General features: G+C 41.2%; 19 protein-coding genes. 12 read left to right on the plus strand and 7 right to left on the minus strand.

Annotated elements, in window-relative coordinates; all coding sequences use genetic code 11:
* The first annotated feature begins 82 nt into the window (after window positions 1-82).
* Together ACSSVW_RS00345 and ACSSVW_RS00350 are read left to right on the plus strand one after the other, a co-directional pair.
* Complete coding sequence (locus ACSSVW_RS00345; protein WP_065978940.1) at window positions 83-2,206, plus strand: methyl-accepting chemotaxis protein; 2,124 nt, start codon at window positions 83-85, stop codon at window positions 2,204-2,206.
* A 350-nt stretch (window positions 2,207-2,556) separates the two neighbouring features.
* Window positions 2,557-4,074, plus strand: coding sequence for a DUF3360 family protein (locus tag ACSSVW_RS00350; protein ID WP_036972331.1), 1,518 nt, complete (start codon window positions 2,557-2,559; stop codon window positions 4,072-4,074).
* Window positions 4,075-4,136: 62 nt separating this feature from the next.
* Here the strand turns inward: ACSSVW_RS00350 and ACSSVW_RS00355 are convergent, their stop codons facing one another.
* Window positions 4,137-4,661 carry a hypothetical protein gene (locus ACSSVW_RS00355; protein ID WP_065978941.1) on the minus strand — a complete coding sequence of 175 codons (525 nt, stop codon included), beginning with the start codon at window positions 4,659-4,661 and terminating at the stop codon, window positions 4,137-4,139.
* Window positions 4,662-4,712: 51 nt separating this feature from the next.
* Between ACSSVW_RS00355 and ACSSVW_RS00360 the strand changes: the two genes are divergently transcribed.
* A complete protein-coding gene (locus tag ACSSVW_RS00360) occupies window positions 4,713-5,072 on the plus strand; it encodes a DUF1294 domain-containing protein (RefSeq protein WP_036972329.1) in 360 nt (119 codons plus the stop codon).
* Window positions 5,073-5,110: 38 nt separating this feature from the next.
* On the opposite strand, the gene soxR is transcribed toward ACSSVW_RS00360, so the two are convergent.
* A complete protein-coding gene (gene soxR, locus ACSSVW_RS00365; RefSeq protein ID WP_036972328.1) occupies window positions 5,111-5,572 on the minus strand; it encodes a redox-sensitive transcriptional activator SoxR in 462 nt (153 codons plus the stop codon).
* A 77-nt stretch (window positions 5,573-5,649) separates the two neighbouring features.
* Here soxR and ACSSVW_RS00370 point away from each other — a divergent pair, with 77 nt between their 5' ends.
* The 3 genes from ACSSVW_RS00370 to ACSSVW_RS00380 are packed head-to-tail and all read left to right on the plus strand — an operon-like array spanning window position 5,650 to window position 7,307.
* Window positions 5,650-6,114, plus strand: coding sequence for a flavodoxin family protein (locus tag ACSSVW_RS00370; RefSeq protein WP_421420152.1), 465 nt, complete (start codon window positions 5,650-5,652; stop codon window positions 6,112-6,114).
* Between the two features lie 48 nt (window positions 6,115-6,162).
* Complete coding sequence (locus ACSSVW_RS00375) at window positions 6,163-6,687, plus strand: DsrE family protein (RefSeq protein WP_421420154.1); 525 nt, start codon at window positions 6,163-6,165, stop codon at window positions 6,685-6,687.
* Window positions 6,687-7,307, plus strand: coding sequence for a GDSL-type esterase/lipase family protein (locus ACSSVW_RS00380; protein ID WP_454178605.1), 621 nt, complete (start codon window positions 6,687-6,689; stop codon window positions 7,305-7,307). Before ACSSVW_RS00375 ends, ACSSVW_RS00380 begins: the two co-directional genes overlap by 1 nt.
* 54 nt (window positions 7,308-7,361) lie before the next feature.
* Here ACSSVW_RS00380 and ACSSVW_RS00385 read toward each other — a convergent pair whose 3' ends face one another.
* Window positions 7,362-9,620 carry a TonB-dependent receptor gene (locus tag ACSSVW_RS00385; protein ID WP_180311705.1) on the minus strand — a complete coding sequence of 753 codons (2,259 nt, stop codon included), beginning with the start codon at window positions 9,618-9,620 and terminating at the stop codon, window positions 7,362-7,364.
* 260 nt (window positions 9,621-9,880) lie between these two features.
* Here ACSSVW_RS00385 and ACSSVW_RS00390 point away from each other — a divergent pair, with 260 nt between their 5' ends.
* From ACSSVW_RS00390 to ACSSVW_RS00405, 4 genes are all read left to right on the plus strand, one after another.
* Window positions 9,881-10,888 (plus strand): LacI family DNA-binding transcriptional regulator, encoded by a 1,008-nt coding sequence (locus ACSSVW_RS00390; RefSeq protein WP_065978945.1) that lies wholly within the window; start codon window positions 9,881-9,883, stop codon window positions 10,886-10,888.
* A gap of 108 nt (window positions 10,889-10,996) precedes the next feature.
* On the plus strand, window positions 10,997-12,247 hold the full coding sequence (locus tag ACSSVW_RS00395; RefSeq protein ID WP_180311704.1) for an MFS transporter: 1,251 nt from the start codon (window positions 10,997-10,999) through the stop codon (window positions 12,245-12,247).
* Between the two features lie 9 nt (window positions 12,248-12,256).
* Window positions 12,257-13,765, plus strand: a complete 1,509-nt coding sequence (locus ACSSVW_RS00400) for a trehalase family glycosidase (protein WP_454178606.1) — start codon at window positions 12,257-12,259, stop codon at window positions 13,763-13,765.
* 218 nt (window positions 13,766-13,983) lie between these two features.
* Entirely contained in the window at window positions 13,984-15,189 is a 1,206-nt protein-coding gene (locus ACSSVW_RS00405; protein ID WP_454178607.1) for a sugar efflux transporter, read from the plus strand.
* A gap of 65 nt (window positions 15,190-15,254) precedes the next feature.
* Here the strand turns inward: ACSSVW_RS00405 and ACSSVW_RS00410 are convergent, their stop codons facing one another.
* Together ACSSVW_RS00410 and ACSSVW_RS00415 are read right to left on the minus strand one after the other, a co-directional pair.
* Window positions 15,255-17,654 (minus strand): TonB-dependent receptor, encoded by a 2,400-nt coding sequence (locus ACSSVW_RS00410; protein ID WP_454178608.1) that lies wholly within the window; start codon window positions 17,652-17,654, stop codon window positions 15,255-15,257.
* 152 nt (window positions 17,655-17,806) lie between these two features.
* Entirely contained in the window at window positions 17,807-19,027 is a 1,221-nt protein-coding gene (locus tag ACSSVW_RS00415; protein ID WP_074988710.1) for an MFS transporter, read from the minus strand.
* A 138-nt stretch (window positions 19,028-19,165) separates the two neighbouring features.
* On the opposite strand from ACSSVW_RS00415, the gene gtfA reads away from it, so the two are divergent.
* Window positions 19,166-20,638, plus strand: coding sequence for a sucrose phosphorylase (gene gtfA / locus ACSSVW_RS00420; RefSeq protein WP_065978950.1), 1,473 nt, complete (start codon window positions 19,166-19,168; stop codon window positions 20,636-20,638).
* On the opposite strand, the gene ACSSVW_RS00425 is transcribed toward gtfA, so the two are convergent.
* The gene (locus tag ACSSVW_RS00425) at window positions 20,635-21,666 is read right to left on the minus strand and encodes a LacI family DNA-binding transcriptional regulator (protein ID WP_036972316.1); all 1,032 of its coding nucleotides are present in this window, start codon (window positions 21,664-21,666) and stop codon (window positions 20,635-20,637) included. The genes gtfA and ACSSVW_RS00425 overlap by 4 nt on opposite strands.
* 128 nt (window positions 21,667-21,794) lie before the next feature.
* On the opposite strand from ACSSVW_RS00425, the gene ACSSVW_RS00430 reads away from it, so the two are divergent.
* Window positions 21,795-22,457: a YoaK family protein gene (locus tag ACSSVW_RS00430; protein WP_036972315.1), complete on the plus strand. Its 663-nt coding sequence runs from the start codon at window positions 21,795-21,797 to the stop codon at window positions 22,455-22,457.
* Between the two features lies 1 nt (window position 22,458).
* Here ACSSVW_RS00430 and ACSSVW_RS00435 read toward each other — a convergent pair whose 3' ends face one another.
* On the minus strand, window positions 22,459-23,367 hold the full coding sequence (locus tag ACSSVW_RS00435; protein ID WP_036972314.1) for an AraC family transcriptional regulator: 909 nt from the start codon (window positions 23,365-23,367) through the stop codon (window positions 22,459-22,461).
* Window positions 23,368-23,487: the final 120 nt, after the last annotated feature.

The following is a 23,487-nucleotide window of genomic DNA, read 5'->3' on the forward strand; positions in this document are numbered from 1 at the left end:
TACTTTTTTTATGTTTGTTGCTGTTAGTTTAGCAAGATAGTCTAAACTATTATCAAATAAACAATAAAAACGGGAATATTCAATGCGGCAGTTAGCATTAGCAAAAAAGCTTTTATGGCTTACCGTAGGAAGCATTTTTATTACAGTGTTTGTACTTTCTAGTGTGCTCTGGTGGCAGCTTTCACAAAGTAATGAGCAACTTGCTGGGCAGTCTGAAAAATTAATTGTTGCCGAGGTTGAAGATAAACTTTCTTCCAATGCGGCAGCATATGGCGAACAAGTCGCTGGCTTTATAAATGAAGCTTACCGTGTGCCTTATTCATTTGCAGCTATCCTCGGTGATGAACAAGCTGCAAATGCCATTACGCGTGATGCTGTGGTTGAATTAAACCGCGCATTATTAGAAAAAAATACACTTCTTTCATCTATCTATACCCAATTCGAACGCAATGGTTTTGATGGTCGTGATGCGAATTTTATAAGTGGTTATGATCATTCAGTTGCAGGGGCAGGTACCCTAGAAATTTATTTTACGCGTAATCGTGATGGTGCTATTGAGCAGCAAGTGGTTGAAGACGTAGAAGAAAAATATGTAGATAAACTGAGCGAATTCGGTCAACGAGAAGCCGAATGGTACCTTTGTGCAAAAGACACGAAAGTCCCGTGCATTATGGAGCCGTATCTATACGAAATTTCGCCAGGTTATTCAGAAATGATGACCTCACTTACGGTGCCTATTATTAGAAACAGTGAGTTCATTGGTGTTGCAGGGGTTGATTTAACGTTACCCGTGTTCCAAACAATGACAGAAAAACTGTCAAAAGAGCTGTATAACGGAAAAGCGCGCGTAACCTTATTAAGCTCGCTTGATTTGGTTGTAGGGAGCAGTCATTACAAAGATAAATTAGGCCGACCACTTAAAGAAGTCGTGCCTAAAAATATGCTTGATAACTACAACAGATTAAAAAAACAAAACGGAATTTTTAAGGTCGAGGACGAGTATTTAGTTAACTACCCCATCACCATTAAGCTTGCTAAAAAGCAGTGGAATTTATTAATCGAAGTGCCGACTGAACTTGCTCTTGAAGGGCCGCAAGCATTAGCTGACAGCATGAGCGAAAATGCTAATACGCTTGGAGGATTGATTTTAGTCACCGGAATTATTATCGCAGGCGCTGCTTTTGTGATCATGTTGCTGGTGATCCGTACGATCGTCGCTCCTCTTCAGCAGATACAGCAACGGGTTGATAATTTGGCAAGTTCAGAGGGCGATTTAACACAAACATTGCATGTTGATACCCATGAAGAGTTGATTGCGTTGGCAACAGGGTTTAATGCTTTCTTAGCTAAATTAAGAGATCTTATCTGTGAACTGAAAAATGTTTCTGCGCAGACAAAACAACAAGCTGAATTAGCGACGCATGTGTCGGTAGATACAAAACACAATGTTCAATCACAGTTCCAAGAGATTGAAAGCGTGGTTACAGCCATGAACGAAATGAGTGCGACTGCCCTTGAAGTGGCACGAGCTTCTGAGCAATCGGCACTGCAAGCAGACGAAATTAATAGCCTTGTTGTAAACAGTGAGTCGAGCTTATCGTCGGCGGTAACTCAAGTTAAAACGATGTCGAGTGAGATTAAACAAGCGAACCAAGCCGTTGAAAAAGTGGCTGCGCGAAGTAATGACATTACACAAATACTCGATGTGATCAGAACCATTGCAGAGCAAACCAACTTATTAGCGCTCAATGCCGCAATTGAGGCTGCGAGAGCGGGTGAGCAAGGTCGAGGCTTTGCTGTTGTTGCGGATGAAGTGCGTGCACTTGCGTCAAAAACACGCGCATCAACTGACGATATCAGTGGTTTAATCGACAGCTTACAGCTAGAGGTCGGTAATGCGTCAAAAGTCATTGAGCAAGGGGTTGTGCGTGCTCAAACTGCGGTAGACGAAACGTCTGTTGCATTTGATGCGCTGCATGAAGTAGTTGTTAAAGTGGATGAAATTACGCAACAGATCACCCACATTGCGACAGCAGCTGAAGAGCAAAGCTCAGTAACCGAGGAGATTAACCGTAATCTAACCCTAATCTCAGATGCTGCATCGCAACTAGCCGAGCTCTCGACTCAAGCCGGCGACGGTAGTCAAACGCTCAATGCGCTCGTGGCACAGCAGGATGATGAGCTTAATAAACTTAAAACCAAATAGCGGTTGAGTCGCAAACTTCAAGCCGTCAGATTACTGAGTAACTGACGGCTTTTGTTTTTATACCGTACTTTAGCGTTTACTATTTAGGCAATTTATTAGACTAATAGTTAATGCGTTCAATTCTGACTTTTTACTGGGTATTAAAATTTAAAAATACTGTCTCATATTAATTAAATTAATTAAAAATCAATTAATTACAATGTATTTACCTGCTGTGCTTTTCGCTTGAAAGGTGTTTTTCAAAATTCATACCCTACCTTTTGCCTAATCGTGTTTTGTGTCTTGCTGCTTTACCCTAAGTAAAAAATAAATACTCACACAATTTTTCAAGATAAGTAGTAGGAGAAGTCATGAATATGAGGCAGCATGAAGCGTCAAAAACGCCTGCTGATCAGGAATCAGAGACGCTTAGTGGACAAAAAAGCTATCAAGCACTTCATAAACCCAGCAGTGAATTTTCAAGTCGCGATGAATACCTAGAACACGAACTACAAATTATGCAGCCAAAGCGTTGGCGTCCTAACTTACCTTTTAGGGATTATCGCTTTGAGCTCGAAGATTCAATTCCAGCAATGGCCGGTACAATCGGTAAAGTAGTGATGGTGGGAGCCATTGCAGCTACGTTTGCAGCACCACTTGGTCTTGGCGAAGGTTTTATATTAGAAAATGTGCGCTACGAGCTATTAATTGTATCCATCTTTATTTTATTGTTTTCAGGATTCTTTTTACCAACGGCAAACTTAGCTGGAACGCATGGACCACTTATTCCTTTAATTCCAATTGTTGTTGCTGCGGGAGGTCATCCCATGGCATTTGGTTTACTAATTGGGGCGTTTGGCTTGCTATTAGCGCTCAGTAAAGGGGGGAGTTTACTCGCTGGGTTAACCAGTCGCGGTGTGTGCGGTGGTTTGCTTCTTTACCTTGGTTTTATTGGCACTATTTCACAGGTTAAAAAGCTGTTTGCGTGGGCCGAAGGCATTGATATGACTCATATCGCATTTATCGTGATCTTATCAACCATTGTGCTTTATGCATTACTTGAGCATTATAAAAAGCGTTGGCTTGCTGTGCCATTAAGCTGTTTATTAGGGGGGTTACTTGCCTTTTCACTTGGCGCACCTTTTGAATTTAAAACAGCGCCGGGCTTGCCGAATATGAACCCAATGTATTGGTGGGGTGAAAATACAGGCTGGATGTTAGGCCTACCCACACTCGAAAGTTTTGTGGTGGTATTGCCATTTGCTGTACTGGCTGTGGCGATGTGGTCTCCCGACTTTTTAGGTCATCAAGTGTTCCAAAAAATTAGTTACCCAGAACGTACTGAAAAAGTACAAATGAACATTGACGACACAATGTTCAGTGCGTCAATTCGTCAAACGTTTGGCTCGCTTCTCGGTGGTTCAAACTTTACCTCCTCATGGGGCACCTATATTGTGCCAGCAGCCATTGCGAAACGCCCAATCCCTGCGGGTGCAGTTTTAACTGCATTATTTTGTATTATTGCCAGTATTTGGGGTTACCCAATGGATTTAGCTATTTGGCAACCCGTATTGTGTGTAGCCTTGATTGTTGGGGTATTTATTCCCTTACTTGAAGCAGGCATGGAAATGACCCGAGAAGGTAAAACCACGCAATCAGCAGCCATAGTGGTGTTTTCATCAACCTTGGTTAATCCAGCATTTGGCTGGTCATTAACGATGTTGCTCGATAATTTAGGTTTAATTGGTTGTAAAGAACGAAGCGCTGAATTAAGCCAAATGAGTCGTTGGATTATTCCATTAGTGATGTTTATTATTTTAACGGGGGTTATGGCTCTTGTAGGAATGTTGCCTGGGATCCCTGCATTAATGGCTGATTTTAGACACTAACTGACTTACGGGGTAAGGCTAAGTCGCCTTACCCTAGTTTATTTTAAATACTTAAATACGCGTTACTTAAATACCACCTGTTTATTACTACGGGTATAAGTGCGTGTTTCAGGTTTAGTCCATTGCCCTTTCTTAAGGTACGATGTCGACACCACAAACTGGTTATCTTTAAATTCGCTGGTTGATTTAACTTTTGTAATTCCCTCTTTATTGCCAGTCACATTCTCGTAGGCAACAAACTGTGTCGGGCTCAAAACATTCATCGTACCTTGCGTGTAAAAGCCTGCGGTGGTGAAGTAATAAAAAACCAGCGATTGTTTCTTGCTGTCCCAGAAAATCATCGATTCGCCACCGTATTCACCCTCGTTAATAGAGTGAAGTGTTTTAATGGCGGTGCCGTTTAGTGCTCGTTGCCACGTACTTACATCTTGTACTGCTGGTTTGCCTGCTGTTACGTTGAAGTCTGATTGCCAAGTGCCTAAGTAAGGCTCAAACACTTTTAGTTTTTCATCGAGAGGTTGCTCTGTTGCAAGTGCTGTTAAAGAGCAAAAGCACAGTGATAGTAAAAATGATTTTATATATGCCATAATACAGCCTAATAAATTTCGTTCGTTTAGCTGAGTATAGGCGATAGTTCATTGATTAAGAAAACATTAATTACATTTTCATTGTTGTTTTTAGCATTGTTATGGCTCGCCTGTTGGCTGTTAAATATGCCATACCTTATCGCTGGGATTTACAGCGGTATAAGCTTAATTAGCTTTTTAGTGTATGGCTGGGATAAACGATTAGCAGTGCAACATGGTGAAGATGTGATCCGTGTGCCTGAACGCACATTACACCTCTTAGGTGTGTTTGGCGGCTGGCCTGGATCATTAATTGCGCAACAATGGTTCAGGCATAAATCAAAAAAGCGCAGCTTTATCGCCGTACTGTGGTTAACTATCATCGTTAACTGTAGTGCGCTGTTTTCACTGTATTATTTACAGTTAATTTAAATAGTTAGCCTAGAGAAAGACAATTGGCGTTAAAAACTTTAATCTCTTTCTAACAGCACAGCGCCGCTGTGCTCTTCGCCTAAATAATCATCTTTGTTGTAGATAGGGCATTTGGCCATTGATAAGCACCCACAGCCGATGCAGCCATTAACGCGTTCGCGTAATCGCTGCATGTATTGAATTTTTTCATCTAATTGAGTTTGCCAGACTTTAGAAAGTGCTGCCCAATCTTGCTTTGTTGGCGTGCGTTGTTCAGGTAAGGTGCTTAATGTTTGCTTGATGTCTTCAAGAGTAATCCCCATGGTTTGCGCTGCTTTAATAACCGCAATTCGGCGTAGTACATCGGGCTTATAGCGGCGTTGATTTCCATTATTTCGCCAGCTGCGAATAAGTCCTTTTGATTCATAAAAATGCAAAGTCGATACTTTTACACCGCTGCGTTTTGCTACAAAGCCAACGGATAGGTTCGCTTCAACAAGTTTTTTCTCACACCCTGACATATTTTACTCCTAAGTATTGACCTAAAGTTAGCTTGAGGTTTTACGCTGCACCCATCATAAAAAAAGGAGTGACAGTAATGCAAAAAAAACCGACTACAAACACGGTAATTATCTATTCAAGTGCCCGAAAACAAGGTAATACAAGTTTGCAAGTAAATGATTATAAAGCACAATATGGTGGCGATGTGGTTTGCCTTGATGATTATAGTATCTCGCCATATTGCTATGACAAGCAGTACAAAAATGATGATTTTTATGCGGTGTTCGAGGTGTTATTAAGGTACGAGCATTGGGTACTTGCATCGCCTGTTTACTGGTATAACACGACACCCCAGTTCAAAGCATTTTTAGACCGCATAACCGATTATATGGATGACGAAACACTCAGACCAAAACTGAGAACACTGCGTGAAAAACAGTTTTCACTGTTATCAAATGCAGGCTCTGCTAAAGCGCCGAATGCGTTTATTGACATGTTTAAAAATACCTTTAATTATTTAGGCATGAGCTTTAAAGCACATCAACATATTGAGGCTAGTTAAACGCAGATAAACAGGGTAGGCTAGAGTAAAAAAGTAACAGGATTCTTTATGAAATCAACGCTATTAGGCTTATCGCTTACCTTGTTAACCACGTTTAGCCATGCCGAGCAAACTAAGCCTGCAATTGAAGGTTTTGGTTTTTATTATGATGTACCAAATCATGCGCCTATCGCAGAGCAAGCGACCTTCAAAGTCGTGTTTGATGTGGCCGACGCTGCACAAAAGGGTAAGCAAAATAATAGTATTAACTCGTTAGCACGCTTTATTAATATGCATATTGCCCATGGTGTAAAACCTGAAAATATTCAACTGGCTTTAGTTGTACATGGCGGGGCAAGTGTCGATCTACTCAAGAACAGTTTTTACAAGCAGCGTTTTAATAGTGACAATAAAAACCAGCAATTGATTTCACAATTATTAGCGCATAATACGGTTGTCTATGTATGCGGCCAGTCGGCAACCCATATGAAAGTTAAACAAGAGCAGCTGATCCCCGGTGTACAAATGGCACTATCAGCCATGACAGCGCATGCACTCTTACAGCAACAGGGTTATACCCTGAATCCATTCTAATGGATATTCTCTGTTTTGGTGACTCAAATACGTATGGGATCTCGCCTGTAGATGGCAAGCGTTTCAACGATAATGAGCGCTGGCCAAGTTTGCTGGGCATTAAATTAGGGGCGGGGTATCAGGTTATCGAAGCCGGACAACCTAACCGTACACTGACCAATGAGCCCCCGTTTAGTGGTGATAAATTAGGTGTGAAATATTTAGAACCTTACCTACGAGCCTATCATGTTGATACGCTTATTATTCAACTAGGTACGAACGATTTAAAGCGCCGATTTGCATTGTCGGTTGCTGATATTGCAAACGCACTCGACACGCTAATTATCGAAATAAAAAATCACTATCTGCACCGTGAATTGCCAAAAATTGTGGTGTTGAGTCCGCCAAAGATTTACGAGGTAGGGGCTTATCAGTCTATTTATGCAGGGGCGAGTGCTAAAATACCCGTATTGTTAGATGCTTTTTCTAAAGTATGTGGGCATCACGGTTGTGTGTTTTTAGATATTACTGAGAATATAGCGCCATGTAAGAAAGAGGGTTTACATTTAACCGATGAGTCTCATAAACAATTGGCACATAAATTACATTATTTGCTTTGTGAGCAAAAAAGCCACAGGTAATGAAACACTGTGGCTTGGGCTTTAACCTTTTAATCAAGGGTTTGGGAGGTTATTTTAAAATGCGTAACTTACGCTTAAACGTGTAGTGCGAGGCATAATGTAACGACCATTTGGTGCATCAGCATTGCGGGGATCCCCCTCAGTGATGCCTTGTTCATCTGTTAAATTATCTACGGCTAATTGTATTTTTATACCTTCCATCGGCTCTACAATTAAACCTAGGTCAACTTTTTCGTAGCCTTCTAACACAACGGTATTTTCGTTGTTGCCGAAGCGGTCATCAACTGCTGATATTGTGCCGTATAGCGTTGCATACATGCCACTTACTTCAAAGTCATAGCTTGGTGTTACACGCACTTGCCATTTGGGCTGACGCTGGCTCTCGTTACCTTCATTGCTGGGGCTTTCAGTGATCTCAGTTTCTTGAAGAGTAGAGTTTAAGTTGACTGAGAAACCAGACTCGTGGTTATAGTTGTAATCAAGCTCAATACCGTATGCTTCGTTCGTTAAGATTTCAGCGGGAACACCTGGGCGACGAACAAACGTGTCACCTTTTACTTCATTGGTGAAAAGAGTTGCATAGAAATCAGTGCTATCAGTCAGTAACTTATAACCAAACTCTGCTTGGGTTACCTCTTTTATTAACTTTTCTCCTCCCTCGTAAGCTCCAAAGTTATCACGAAAATCATCGAAGTAAGGCATTTTGTAACCACGGTTCACGCGCGCAAATACACCCATATCGTCGTTAATTGAGTAATTTATGCCGGTTGTCCATGACGTTTTGCTTTCGTCATATTGCACGGTTTTGTTGATCACACCATCTAGCCCCTCATCAACACTGTATTCAACTTCATGGTTTTCAAAGCGAATACCCGCATCAAGTGTAAATGCTTCATTAAGTGTAAACTGAGCAGTGGTGTAGAAAGCATTGGTGCGTGCATCACCTGTTGAGTTTATGTCGTAATTAAAATCACAACCTTCAACACTTGCATTACACGCTATTCCATCTAGCATTTCGCCGCCAGCTTCAAGCACATGATAAGCAGTATTACCCAAGCTCCACCAATCATTGGCTGAAGTATTTGCTGTGTAGTAGCCAAATGCAGTAGAAAGATCACCAAACTTTTTAGAAAAAGCTAAGTCATTAGTAAATGAGCTAATCTCTTTTAAAACGACCCAGCGACCGAGTTGTTGTATAGGGGTGTCTGCGTCATACACCGTGCCTGTTGCCGCTCCCGTTGCAAATTCACCATTATCGGCAACGTCAGCAACAGTTGTTGCCGAGCCACTTGGTACTAAACCGTAGGTGTTTGCATCACCTTTGGTGATATTAAAGCGATCTGTGAAGTTCCAGCCGTTGTCAAATTCAAGTTTGATGCTACCGCCAGATACATGACCTTTCCAACCCCGACCATCACCAATATCTACTTGATGTGCTTCGTTATTGGGTCCTGTGTATATAATCGCTTGGCGATTAAGAGTGCCTAGCTGCGTGTATTTGGCGTCAATGCCATCAACATTAAGAGGTGTTGGTAAGTACCATGCACCGTGGTCATCAGTTTGGCGTGTATATACATTGATTTCGCCTTTTTCCAGCACTTTTGTGATGTTAATAGTGAATTGGTTACCTTTTTCTGAAGTAAAACCTGCGTCACGAATACCTGGCGAGCTTTTTACATAACCACCCACCATGAAATATAAATCATCAGAAATTTCACCACTTATGACTGCATCAACTCTTTGTAAATCGTAGTCTGATGTTGTGTATTTGAACATACCTTCGGTATCTTCATGACCTCGCTTAAGACGAAAGTTAGTGGTTAGGCCAGGCTGTCCATTCGATACAACAGGGTTTGGACCGCCACGCAATGCCTCCATTGTTTCAATGGTTTCGTCGATACGAAATAACGACGAGTTCTCAAGGAATGACAAGGTTGGAGCTGGGTAAATAGGTGAACCATCAAGGCTTAAGGTTAAAAATGGCGCATCACCCCCTCCAGGAAAACCACGCACAAATACGTTTGCACCAGACTCACCACCCGAGCTTTCTACCCACACACCAGGTACAGCTTTAAATAAATCTGCCGTGCTTTTTGGTGATAGTTTAATTATTTGCTCTGCATCAATATTTGTAACTGCATAGCCAGCATCAATTTTACGTACGCCTACACCCGCAGGTGTGCCTGATACAACAATGCGTTCTACTTTTTCTTTTGTTTGTTTTTCAGTTTGTTCCGCAGCCATTGCAGTTTGGCCACTAATTGCAAACAGTATAGCGCAGGCAACTGCACTGCGAGTGTGTGTTGTTGTCATTGTGTGTTCCCATTTTTTGTATTGTTGAATCCACAGCACTAACAGTATTTATGGAAATGTTAATGCGATGCTTTTTTAAACCTTAGAATGTTATGCAAACGTTTGCAATTATTTTTTGCAAGTTTTGCTTTATTTTTGAACACAGAGTCTGTTTGTTGATGTATCTATTGAAAAAATATTATCTATAGCCGCGCAGCGATTTATGCTAAATAATGATATATTGAACACTTAAGTAATAAGGAAGGCAGTGTTTTAACATCATGAACGATAGAAAATTAAAGTTAGCTGATCTTGCTAAGTTAGCGGGTGTATCTACGTCGACAGTATCCCGTGCGCTAAATGATAACCCTTTGATTAAAAAGGAAACTCGTGACAAGCTTCAGCAACTAGCTAAAAAGCATAACTTTAGTTTAAATACTGCCGCTAGTCGTTTACGTACGCAAAAAACGAATGTTGTTGCAGTCATAATCAACCTTGATGGCGATACCGAGCAATCTATCAATGACCCTTTTTTACTAAAAGTTGTCGGCGAGATTAATCTTGCACTTAATAACCACGGCTTAGAATTGTTGCTATCAAATTCATTTATGGCTAATGATGATTGGGCTAATTATTTTATTAATAGTCGTCGTGCTGATGGAATTATTGTTGTAGGACAAGGTAAAAGCCAAGTAAACATTGAAGCTGCAGCACGAGCTGGTGTGCCTTTAGTTGTTTGGGGTGACCCAAAAACACCCAGTAATTACCCTATAGTGGGCAGCGATAACTACTTGGGCGGGCGTCTTGCTACGGAACACTTGCTCGAAAAGGGGGCTAAGAACATCTTATTCTTAGGGGATCCTGATCATGCCGAAATAGGTGAGCGATATCGGGGTTATATGGATGCACTTAATGCTGCTAAAGCAATACCGCACGTGGTTTCTATTGATATTACGAGTAGTGCAGCTTACAAAGGGATAAACCAATTATTGGTTGAAAAAGGGCTATGCTTTGATGGCATTATGGCGTGTAGTGATATGGTGGCATTAGGTGCAATGAAAGCACTAAAAGAGCGTTATATTAGTATTCCTACCGATGTTGCCCTCGTTGGTTTTGACGATATTGCAATGGCAGATATTAGCCACCCTTCGCTTTCTAGTGTTAAACAAAACACGCAACGAGCCTCTGTTATCTTGGTTGAAAAATTATTAGCACAGCTCGCTGGTCAAAAAGTAGAATCTCAAGTTATTGAAATTGAATTAATTAATAGGCAATCAAGCCAACGTTAGCCAACTTTTATACTTATATATCGCTTTATTTTGGTTTTGCAAACGTTTGCATTTTATTTTGCACTAAACTAAACTAGACTGAATAAAAATAATCACAGGCTAGAGCGAATGACCCCAATAAGAATAACGATTGCATTGGCATGCAGCTATTTTGTGTTTGCTATTATGCTCAATAGTGTCGGCACTGTTATTTTACAGGCAATAAACAGTTTAGATGTCAGTAAAACAAACGCATCAGTTTTAGAAGGATACAAGGATCTCACAATCGCGATTGTGTCTTTTGTTGTGGCATCATTCATTCCACGATTAGGCTACAAAGTCGCGATGCTAGGTGCGTTAATATTAGTGGCTATGCTCTGTTTAATTGTACCGAGCATTGCAGAGTTTTGGGCTTTAAAAGCATTATTTGCAGCGATTGGGTGTAGTTTTGCAGTAATGAAAATTGCTGTTTACTCTGTTATTGGTCAAGTAACAGACACTGCAAATAAACATTCAGCGTTACTGAACACTATCGAAGGTATTTTTATGCTGGGGGTGTTATCGGGTTACTGGATTTTTGCTCTCTTTATTGATGCTAATAACCCGCAAAGTAGTCACTGGTTAAATGTGTATTATCTGCTGGCACTTATTATTGCTATTGCAGTGTTAGCCGTAGCCACAGCCCCCATAAAATCGCCGCCACGTAGTAATCAATCGCAGTCTCAAGTGCACGCATTTATTGACATGCTACAGCTCACTTATCAGCCTTTGGTGCTTATTTTCATTGTGAGTGCTTTTTTATATGTTTTAGTTGAGCAGGGGGTTGGAACCTGGCTACCCACTTTTAATAATCAAGTGTTAAAACTCCCTGTCGATGTCAGTATTCAGCTTGCCAGTTTATTTGCCGCCGCCTTAGCACTCGGCAGGTTAGTCGCTGGGCAATTATTGCGTTTTATTGGTTGGTTTAAATTATTACTGAGTTGTTTAATTGCTATGGCGGTACTGGTGTTATTGATTTTACCGCTAACACACGATGTTGATGGCAGTAAAATAAGCAGTGTATTTGATGTGCCTTTTGCCGCGTATATGTTGCCCTTGATTGGCTTTTTTATGGCGCCTATCTACCCATTACTTAATTCTGTGATGTTAAGTTCATTAGCTAAACACCAGCATGCAGCAATGACAGGGTTAATTGTTGTTTTCTCAGCACTTGGGGGGACAACTGGCTCGATTATTACAGGCTTTGTGTTTGATAAATTTAGCGGCCAGCACGCCTTCTACCTAACTCTTGTTCCTATTGCTTTATTACTAGTCAGTGTCGCAATTTTCAAAAAATTAACGTTAAAACCGCAGTATCTAGCAGCGTCTAACGCCTGCTAAAGGATGATTATGAGCTTTGTAAACAGCCAATTATTTAATGATGTTCAGCTGGCAGAAGTGTTTGCTGATTCAAAGATGTTCGCCGATGCTATACCGTATCAATCATGGCAAGTTGCTTGTGATCGTTATCAACAGATAGGCCCATTAAAAGGTGAGGAATTACATGCGTTTGTAATGACACATTTTACGTTCGCCGACCAAACTCTGCCATCTGCTAAGTTAGATTCTCTTTCAGTGAAGCAGTATATTGCAGATCTTTGGCCCCACTTACACCGTACAGCAGATACTAATGAATCAAGTTCATTGTTACCGCTTAACTATGACTACATTGTCCCGGGCGGGCGTTTTCAGGAAATTTACTATTGGGATAGTTACTTTACAGCGCTAGGCTTAGAAGATATTGGTGACTTAGCTACAATTGAAGCAATGGTAAATAACTTTATTGATTTGCAAAATCGCATTGGTTGTATTCCCAATGGCAATAGAAGTTACTACAGTTCTCGCTCTCAACCACCGGTTTTAGCGTTAATGATACATATGCTGTGGCAAGCAAAGTACCGACAAAATGCTGATTTTGTTTGGTTGGCAAAGGGGGTGACCGCACTTGAATTAGAGTATCAGTTTTGGATGCGTGATAGTGACAAGCTTTCATCAGAACATTTGGTTTCTAAGCGTGTGGTGCGAATGCCTAATGGTGCTTATTTGAATCGCTATTGGGATAGCGCTGCCACTCCTCGCCCTGAGTCATTAAAAGAAGATTTACATGACGCTAAAACGCTTGGTTCTAATCAGCAGCGAAACTACTTTCAACATATTCGAGCAGCCTGTGAATCGGGCTGGGATTTTAGCAGTCGTTGGCTTAAACACAGTGATGATTTAACAAGTATAGAAACGAGCAATATTCTCCCCGTTGATTTGAATAGCTTACTGTATAATTTGGAGAAGACGCTTGCGCATTATCATGACTTATTAGGGCAACATCAACAGAGTGAATATTATATTGATTTTGCAGCGCGACGTTTAAATGCGATAAATGAGTATTGTTGGAATGAGTCAGCAGGCGTATACAGAGATTTTAATATTCGATTAAAACGCCAAAACCAAGTGGACTCTTTAGCGATGGCTGTGCCTTTATTTGTTGGTGCTGCATCTAAACAGCAAGCCGCACATGTAAAGCAAAAATTGATGAATGAGTTTTTAAAATCGGGTGGTTTAGTTACCACGTTATGTACCACATCACAGCAGTGGGATAGCCCAAATGGCTGGGCACCGTTGCAGTGGTTTGCAGTAAAAGGACTGATTGATTATGGCTACCACAACGACGCACAAACAATAATGAAACAATGGTTAAACATGATTGAAATGCGCTTTGCTGAAGATAAATGTTTGCTCGAAAAGTACAATGTGTGTGATTTAGTAAGCCGTGCTGGTGGCGGGGAATACTCCGTACAGCAAGGCTTTGGTTGGACAAATGGAGTAACGTCTCGATTTTACACTTTGTTAGCTAATAATACGTAATACGAGAGGCTTAACGAAACGATGGTTACGTAGTAATTTCGTGAGCGTGCTCTTTAGTAACAGTCGTTCTTTATTCAATAATGTGGCCATAAGGTTCTTAATTTATTTGTAATACAAAATGAAATTCACCTAAAAGCCATGTATAATTTGCGCCCTTTAAATAACCTCTGTGGCTTGTGTAACGTCATAGTGGGTTTTTCATTATATGGGGTCTTTTCGTGAAAACGTTGCTCAAGCAGCATGGTGTTATTTTTATTCTTCTCAGTATGTTAACTGGCTTAATGGGCGCGTTTGTAAACCCATTAATGAGTTTGTTTATTGTTGAAGGCCTTAATTCGCCCCCTATATATTTAGGTGTTTACATGGTCGCGGTTACCTTAACGGGTATAGTGATTAGTCAATGGCTGGGCGATTTGGCTGATAAAGGCACAAGCGCACGTTCACTGTTTATGGTGGCTGTTTCAGGAATGATGTGTGCGCTCATTACATTTGCCAATGCAACTGCATTTTGGCAAGTAATGCTTGCTGGAGTGCTGTTTTTAGCGATGGGTAATGCTGCAATACCGCAAATGATGACAGTCGCTAGGCAATGGGCAGCTCGACAAGATAACATTGATATAACAAGCTTTAATTCGCGTCTGCGTGCTGCCATTTCATTTGCTTGGGTCGGTGGGCCGCCCTTAGGTTATTTGTTAGCGTCGGGTGGGCAATTTAGTTTGTCTTTTTATTTTGCTGCTGGGTGTGCATTACTCGCACTCATTTTTGCTTTTCTATTTATTCCAGACTACAACAACAAAAAGCGCACCGGCCTTGGTGAGCAAGCACCAGTGACCCCCAGTTCGTTTTGGTGTTTAGGTTTAGCTATTATGTTGGGTTCTACAGGCAACATAATGTATTCCTCTGCGCTGCCTCTTTACAGTATTAATGAACTGGGTTTTGCACAGCACACGCCAGGCATATTTATGGGGGTGGTGGCTTTTTTAGAAATTCCAATTATGTTGTATAGCGCTAAACTTGCTAGAACACACAATAAAATAACATTGCTTGCAGGGGCTTTTTGCTGTGCGATTGTGTTTTATGTCGGTGTATTTTTTGCCTTTGAAGTATGGCACTTAATCGTTTTGCAACTGTTAAATGGTGTGTTTTACGGTATTTTTGCGGGGATTGGTTTAACGGTTTTACAAGACCAATTACCAGATCGTATTGGCTTTACATCTGCATTTTATACCAATGCAATTAAGCTCGGGGTAATGTGCGGGGCGGGCGCTACAGGTATTATTGCACAGTTTTATAGCTTCCGGTTTGCAACACTTGGCTCCATTACTACCGCATTGTTTGCTATGTTATGCCTAGCGCTTTTTAGATTGCTGAAACAAAAAGAAGCGCAGGCCGAAAAGCGGTTTGTTGAACACTCAGCAATTTAGTTAAGTGTCATGGTATTAAACTGAAAAAGCCCAGTAAATACTGGGCTAAAACAAGGGAGTGTTTATTAATTAAATAAATATTTTAATGTTAGTGATGTTGTACGGCCATTGATTGTACGAGCACGAATAATGTCGTTATCAGGCACTGACCCTTCTTCTGCTTCAGTAATACCCACTGTATCAAATAGGTTATTTACATTTAGCGATAAGTTTAAGTTTTCAGATAAGTCATAGCTTACAAAGCCATTTACTTGCGTGTATCCATCAAACTTCAGGTCGTTATTATCTTGTGCGTACGCATCCGTTGTGCCGATAAAGCTTAAGCCAGCAGAACCTTTATCAAAGTTATAACGCGCCATTAAAGAGTAAATTAGATCTGCTTGGCGACGCGGTGTATTACCAACAAGTTCTGGCGAAAGCGCGTCTTTTGCAATTTCGGCATCAGTCCAAGTTAAATTACCACGGAAATCCCATGCATCGACAAAGTAAGTCGATTCAATCTCAATCCCTTTAGCCTCGTATTCGCGGTCAAAGAACTTTTGTGATGTTGCTTCAAAGTTTTGCTCTTCGGTTTCAGCATAGAAAGCGGTTGCAAAGATTGACAGTGAATCAAAACGTTTTTTAACACCGATTTCGTACTGGTTTACTTCATCAATCGCGTCTTCTTTTGCAACTGAACCATCAGCTTGAACCTTACCAAATAGTAGACGGTCAGCATTCGCACGTCCGCCTTTGCTCAGGCGGGCAAAAGTCGCAAAACTTGGATCAATTTGATAGTTCGCACCGACAGAATATGAGCTGTAATTCCAGTCATAGTTAACGATGCTTGGGTTTGCGTTATCGATACCCGCTACATTTTGTTCTGGAATCGAAATAACGCCGTCATTATTCATATCGACAGTAGATGTTACAGCGCCGGCATAGTTACCACGAGCTTCACCGCTGTCATAACGAGCGCTTGCGTCAATACTTAAATCACCGAACTTGGTAGCAACGTTTATATAAGGAGCACGTGTTTCGTACTCGGTATCGTAATTACGTTGGCAGCAATTTCCCCAATAGGGTGTCCCGTATGCGTATAACCCGTTTTCTGAGTAATTGTCGCCATTGGCTGCTACCACATCAAGCAGGGCTGCATTATCGCCTTTAAGCTCCATAACATATGAGTTCCAAAGCCACGACATGTCAATTGACTGGCTAGATGCAAAGTAACCAAAAGTAACACTGGTGTCATCAGAGAATGACTTCGTTAGTTTTAGGTCATTAACGATAGAGCCCATGTCGTTAAGCGTTACATCAAATGTGTGGATACGCATGGCCAGATTATCACCATAGTTTTGACCAGCTGAGCCACCATTAGCATAAATCAGTGATGCACCGTCACCTGCAATGCTTGAAGCGATTGAGCTTGCGCTGGCAACTTCGGCAGGAATAAGAGAAATAAAGTTACCGCTAACAGATGATTTTCTAAAGCGATTTTCAATACGCCAATCGTTTTCTAAATCGAATGCAGCTTCAAACCCTAGCGATGTTACTTCAGGGTTCATACCATTTGTCATGTCACCGGTGCTAATTTGGTTATCACCATTTAGGCGCAAGGTTTGTGTAAATAATGCTGAATGTGGTGTGTCTGATTGTGCGTCAAAGCCTGGAATTGAGTCGCCATTTGAATACATTGGCATTGGCAGGTAACCCACGCTTTTATCATCTAAGTGCTTAAAGTATACACGCACGTACCCTGTATCAAACTCTTTGGTTAGGTTAGCCTTGATTTGACCGCCTTTGTTTGATGTGTAGCCAGTTTCTCGCGGACCTTCACCTTGGCGAATAAAACCACCAATATGATAGCGAACACTGTCACTTAGATAAGTACCGTATTCAAAGTCTGTGCGAATAGAGTCGTAATCAAGACCCACTGTCGTTGACACGCTGCCTGACTCATTTTCACCTGTTTTAGAAATAAAGTTAATAATACCGCCAGGGGCGTCACTTGCAGCGGTAGAGGCTGAGCCACCACGGATAGATTCAACGCTTTGTACGGTAGAATCTAAGCGCATGAAAATGTCTGCGTTACCAAAGGCAATATCGCCAAACTGCATAACGGGTAAGCCATCTTCTTGTAGTTGTAAGAACTTAGCCCCCCCCGATGCGACAGGTAAGCCGCGAACTGCGATATTTGCATTACCTTCGCCACCCGTTGATTCAGAGCGCACACCCGGAATGGTTCTAAATGCTTCTGCTGTTGAGCGAGGTGTTGATACTTCAATTTCAGCCAATGAAACACTGCTGACCGAAGAGCTAGATGCCATGATGGTTGTGCGGCGGGGTACACCCGTCACAACAATTGTTTCAAGGCCTGTTTTTTTTGCTTCCTGCGGTGCTTGTTGCTCTTCAGCATACAGATTGTGGCTGATAGCAAGCGCTAAGGCGCTTAGAGTGTATAGGGCGTGTTTGTGTGTTGTCATAATGTGCCTCATCTCAATCCAAAGGTGACTTTGTTGTCTTAAAATTTAATCTTAATCGATTAAGTTAAGATAGCAATTAATTTACATAGTGCAAGTATTTTTAAACAAAAAGTTGCACGTTTTCTATTCAAACGTTGATTTTAAATAACTTTTTAATGGCTCAACGCGCTATGTTGAGTTAAAGCGTGCTCTGCAGGGTTGCGTAAATAGTTATAGAGCATGGCTAAAAATAGTAAGCATGCGAACCCTGTCGCTAAGTAAAAGCCATAGCGGATATGCCCGAAGTAATCACTGATCATGCCCATTAAAAGAGGGGCTGCGGCGGCTGACAGGGCGGTAAAGAATAAAATAACGCCAGCCACAGCTCCATGCTGCTGCACTGCAAAACATGAAATTCCCTTAGAGTTTAAAGTAGGGTAGATCATTGACATAAACAGGCCTGATAGTGGTAATAAAAACACAGCCCACTCAACGCCGCCTAAAATTAGCCCTATGTAACACAGCGCTATTCCTAAGCTTAAGTACAGCATAACTGCTTGCCAGCTAAAATGATTTAATAACCACACTGCCATAAAGCGCCCTGCGGCACGCAAAATAAAGAACAATGTAAGTGCATAGGTCGCTAACAATTGCCATGGACCCTGATAGTCACCTAAAAGTGTCGGCATCCAAACGTAAATCGCCACCTCGGTTGCAACATAAAGTGCAATCGCTAGCGAAAATCCTAGTGCGTATGGGTTTTTCATCATTTCCATGGTTGTCGCAAGTGAGGCTGGCTTTGCATGCTTGTCTTGCTTTTTAGGTTTAGGGTAGTCAGCTCGCCAAGCGGTAATCGTGAGTATTAAGCACATTATACCCGCGATAAGGTATAGATAGGTCCAACTGACTTTCTGGGTGATTAAAAAGCTAACTAACGCAGGACCGACAATGGCGCCAACACCAAAGAAACCTTCGACTAAATTCATTGTTTTGGTGTGTTCTAAATTATTTTTAGAAATATCACCTAATAAAGCCAGTGCACCTGTTTTAAATAAGCCTATGGCAAGGCCAATACAGCTTAACAACAGGACAAACACCATGAAATTACTACTCACTGCAAATAAAAAGCAGCTAATTGTAAACAAACCCAGTCCTAGCATAATTGTTTGTTTACGGCCTAAACTGTCGGCAAGAAAACCTAAAAACAGTCCGCTAAACGCAATTAAAGCCATCGGTGCATAATGAAAAGCACTGGCTTGCGTCATACTGAGATCAAATTCTTTAATAAGCTCTGGAATGATCATACCGACGGCATCTGATGTCATAGCAAACATAAAAAACATCATATATGTCAGCCATCTAATCGTTTGCAAAGGATCGTGTGTTCTATTCATGGTTGTATCCTCACATGAAGGCTTGCGCCTTTACTATGTATCTTAGTGTATAAAAGTTATAAAAACTGCTTGAATAATTTGCTGTCGTGGTTAAAGATATAACTTAATCGATTAAGTTTCAACTTGGTATTAACAATTATGATCAACAATAAAGTGCAATTAATCACCTACGCAGACCGGATTACTGGTCAAGGTATTGATGAATTAAGTAATTTATTAAATGGCCCACTTAAAGATGTGTTTGCAGGTGTACACTTATTGCCATTTTATAACCCGATTGACGGCAGTGATGCTGGTTTTGATCCCATTGATCATAGTGAAGTGGATTCACGCCTTGGCAGTTGGCAAGACATTCAAGCATTAGGTGCAAATTATGACTTAATGGCTGACCTAATCGTCAATCATGTGTCTGCTCAGTCATATCAATTTAAAGATGTATTAGCGAAAGGCAAAGAGTCTGAATTTTGGGATTTGTTCTTAACCAAAGACGATGTTTTCCCAAATGGAATGTCTGAAACAGAACAAAAAGCCATTTATCGTCCACGCCCTGGTAGCTGTTTCACACCTATTAAGTGTGGTGACGGTAATACGTATGACTTTTGGACCACGTTTACCGATAACCAAATTGATATAAATGTTAAGTCATTAGCAGGTATTGAATACTTAAATAATGTATTAACTAAGTTTTCAGAAAACAACGTCAATATCATTCGTTTAGACGCTGCAGGCTATGCAATTAAACAAGCTGGCACAAACTGCTTTATGCTCGATGAAACGTTTGCTTATTTAGACAAGTTGTCTGCTCAGGCAAATGATTTAGGCATGGAAACCATTGCTGAAATCCACAGCCATTATCAAACACAGGTTGAAGTCGCTAAACGTGTCAATATGGTATATGACTTTGCTCTTCCACCTTTGATTTTACATAGTTTATTCAGTAACAACGCTGATGCACTCGTAGACTGGTTGGCTATTTCACCGCGTAATTGTTTAACCGTGCTTGATACACATGACGGTATTGGCATTATTGATGCGGGTCCAATGGGTGAAAAGCCAGGGCTATTAGATGCTGAACAAATTGATAATCTTGTTGAAACGATACATGAAAAAAGCAAGGGTCAAAGTCGCTTAGCAACCGGTGCGGCTGCAAGTAATGTTGACTTGTATCAAGTGAATTGTACTTATTACAACGCACTTGGCGCAGACGATTTTGATTATTTACTCGCACGTGCCATACAGTTTTTTGCGCCGGGTATTCCACAGGTTTACTATGGCGGATTATTTGCGTGTGAAAATGACATGGATTTATTGGCTAACACCAATGTAGGCCGTGATATTAATCGCCCATATCTGAGCGCGGCTGATATTGATAAAGCACTCGCTAAACCGGTTGTTAACGGACTGATCAAACTGATTAAGCTGCGTAACGAACATCCTGCATTTAATGGTGAGTTTAATGTTAAAGGCGAAGGCACTAGTTGCTGTTTAAACTGGCATAAAGATGATAGTTCAATTGAACTTAAAGTGAATTTTGCCAGCCGAGAAGTCCTCATTATTGATCAGCATGATAATGAGCAAGTTTTAATTTCTCTGGCTGACTTTATCGCTTAACCGCTTTGGCCTATTTGCAGCTGGTAGTCAATCTGCGCTACTTGCTGTTCTTTTGATAAAAATAAGGTCGCTGCTAAGCGGCCTTTTTCTTCGCTATTTTGATGTACTGTTGTGAGTTTTGGCACAAATCGCTGGCCTTCATCAATACCATCAAACCCGACAATTCTGACATCGTTTGGAATAGAAAGCCCCATTTTGATAGCCTCACGCATGGCTGCTAAAGCAATTAAGTCACTCATGCATAACAAGACATTAGGTCGGGGAGTGCTGCTTAATGCCTCTTTAGCTGCAATACTGGCGAAGCGTTCACTGCTTTCAGGAATATTCCACGTCCTATCATCGCTAAGTGTGACGCCCGCTTCGTTAATCGCTTGGTGATAACCCCGCAAACGTTGGTGCGCGATAGATTGCCCTGCTTCAAACTCATGATGTTCATATACTCGGCACAACACATTATCATTAAGGAGTCTGAGCCCTAAAATTGCCACCCGATCATCACTATTTTCGAGGGCATGCATGGCAATATCAAAACTTGCTTGTTGATTATTCACATTGACCGACGCTTCACGGCCAATGTCAAAGTCTACAGTAACGACATGTTTTGGTACTTTTTTTAACTGTTCGACTAGCTGTTTATTTCGGGGTCTACCATAACAAATAAAGCCGTCAACAAAGTCAACGACGCTGTTAAGGTTGTCGCTGTTGCCAGAAAATAACAGCAAGTTAATGCCATTTTTCTCGAGTACCGATGACACACCGCGCATAAAACTACTCGCCACTGGATCTGACACCATATACTCAACGCTATCAGGTAGCACTAAGGCAACAATATTAAAGGTGCCACGGCGCAATGATTGCGCGGCTTTATTTGGCCCGAAATACCCGAGTTTTTTACACGCAGCTAAGATTTCTTCTCGGCGTGCTTTCGACAGTTGATCTGGACGATTAAACGCATTTGATACGGTGGCATTTGAAACCCCTAATTCATTGGCAATACTTTTTAAGGTCCAGCTTTTAGGTTTTGACATGGTGGCAACTTAATCGATTTACTTATCAGTAAATTACCATAGAAAGACCCGAAAAAAAGTGTTTTTAACGATAAAAATAAGCGTAACATACAGATTAACTGACTTTTTGTTTACGAAGGTGATGAGGTTTGATTTCAAAATTACCAAAATGGGTAGAAGTTGGCGCATTGATCCTTGCGTTAGTCGCGGGGTTTGTCAATGCGATTGGGTTGCTTAGTTTTGAACATCAGGCAGTCTCGCATTTATCGGGTACGGCCACCTTACTTGGTGTAGGTATGATTAAGGGCAGTGTATTGGGTCTTGTACATGTGCTCGGCGTACTTGTGTCTTTTTTAGTCGGATCATGCATTGCTGGTTTTTTACTGAACAGCTCGGCATTAAAGTTAGGGCGTCATTACGACACCGCGCTATTTATTGAAGCTTTTTTATTATTGGGAGCGTTATGGTTGTTGTCAGAGGGGTCTGGCTATGGGCACTTTTTGGCTTCGGCGGCGTGTGGTTTGCAAAACGCACTAGCGACCACTTACAGTGGGGCTATTGTTCGTACGACCCATGTTACGGGAATTTTTACTGATTTAGGTATTATGTTTGGGCGCTTTTTTCGGGGGGAGCCGTTAGATAAACGAAAAGCCAAACTGTTTTTGCTGATCATCGCAGGTTTTATCATCGGCGGCTGTTTAGGGGCCTGGTTTTTTATCCAGTTTGCCTTTTTAGCTTTGCTGGTGCCGAGTACGATTTGTATTTTGTTGGCAGTGACTTACCGAGTATATTCGCACCGTATTACAGAGTAACTTAATGACTGGCAATGCTTTTAGGTGTTGCCCCAAAGGTTTGTTTAAACAGCCTGCTAAAGTGACTAAGGTTATTAAAACCAAGTTGATAACACACACTACTAATAGACTCACCTTTTTCTAAGCGTTTATAAGCCTTCTGTAATCGCAGCTGCTGTTGCCAAAGTGCGGGAGTAGAGCCAAAGGCTAGCTTAAATTGTTGATAAAATTTACTGCGACTCATACAGGCAATTTTACACAGTACATCAATGTCGATAGTGTGCGCTAAATGTTGCTCAATATACTGGATAACATGGCTCAGTGGTGTTGCAAGCTTGCCCTGTTTGCAACTCGCAATCATTAAATCACGGCTTTGTTGTTGTAATAGTCGAGTGATAAGTTCATTCAATGAAAGATCGATTAAGTAGTCTCTGTGCTGCTCATTTTCACTAAATAAATTGATCATGCGTTCGAGTAGTTGTTGGGTTTGAATGTTGTGCTCTGCATGGACTAACTTAGGTTCATAATGAAAAAAATCATCATGGCTAATTTGCTGCTCAACATTCAATGCATCAACCACTTGGCTAATTTTGTCGGTACTAATTTCAATAGCTAAACAGGTCGTAGGCTGATTAAGAGATGCGTTTGGAAAATCAATTAATACCCCTTGCTTTGGCGCTAGTACAAACGACTGGTGTGGTAAAAACTCTTTGTGGTAGTCACTGTCGGCAACATGCATAATTTTTTTACCGCTGATCATGCCGCAAAATAATAGTTCGCTGGAATGCAGCGCGACTTTTTGTGCATCAAGGTAGGTGTCGTAAATGCTTAATTCGGCATGCTCACCGGCAAAACTTACCTTATTTTCAATTAGCACATCAATACGTTGGCGTTTTTTATCTAAGCGACTGTTGATTAGTGATGTGTTCATTGTTACCTCGTGTTTTCCCTTAAATTTGGACAAATAGTCAAAAAATCTGGACTGGGAATCAAATGTGTTTTGTTGAACTAGGCTAACTTCACTAGTTAGCGGTTAAATAAACAATAACCT

Source organism: Pseudoalteromonas sp. MBR-15, from assembly GCF_053628915.1.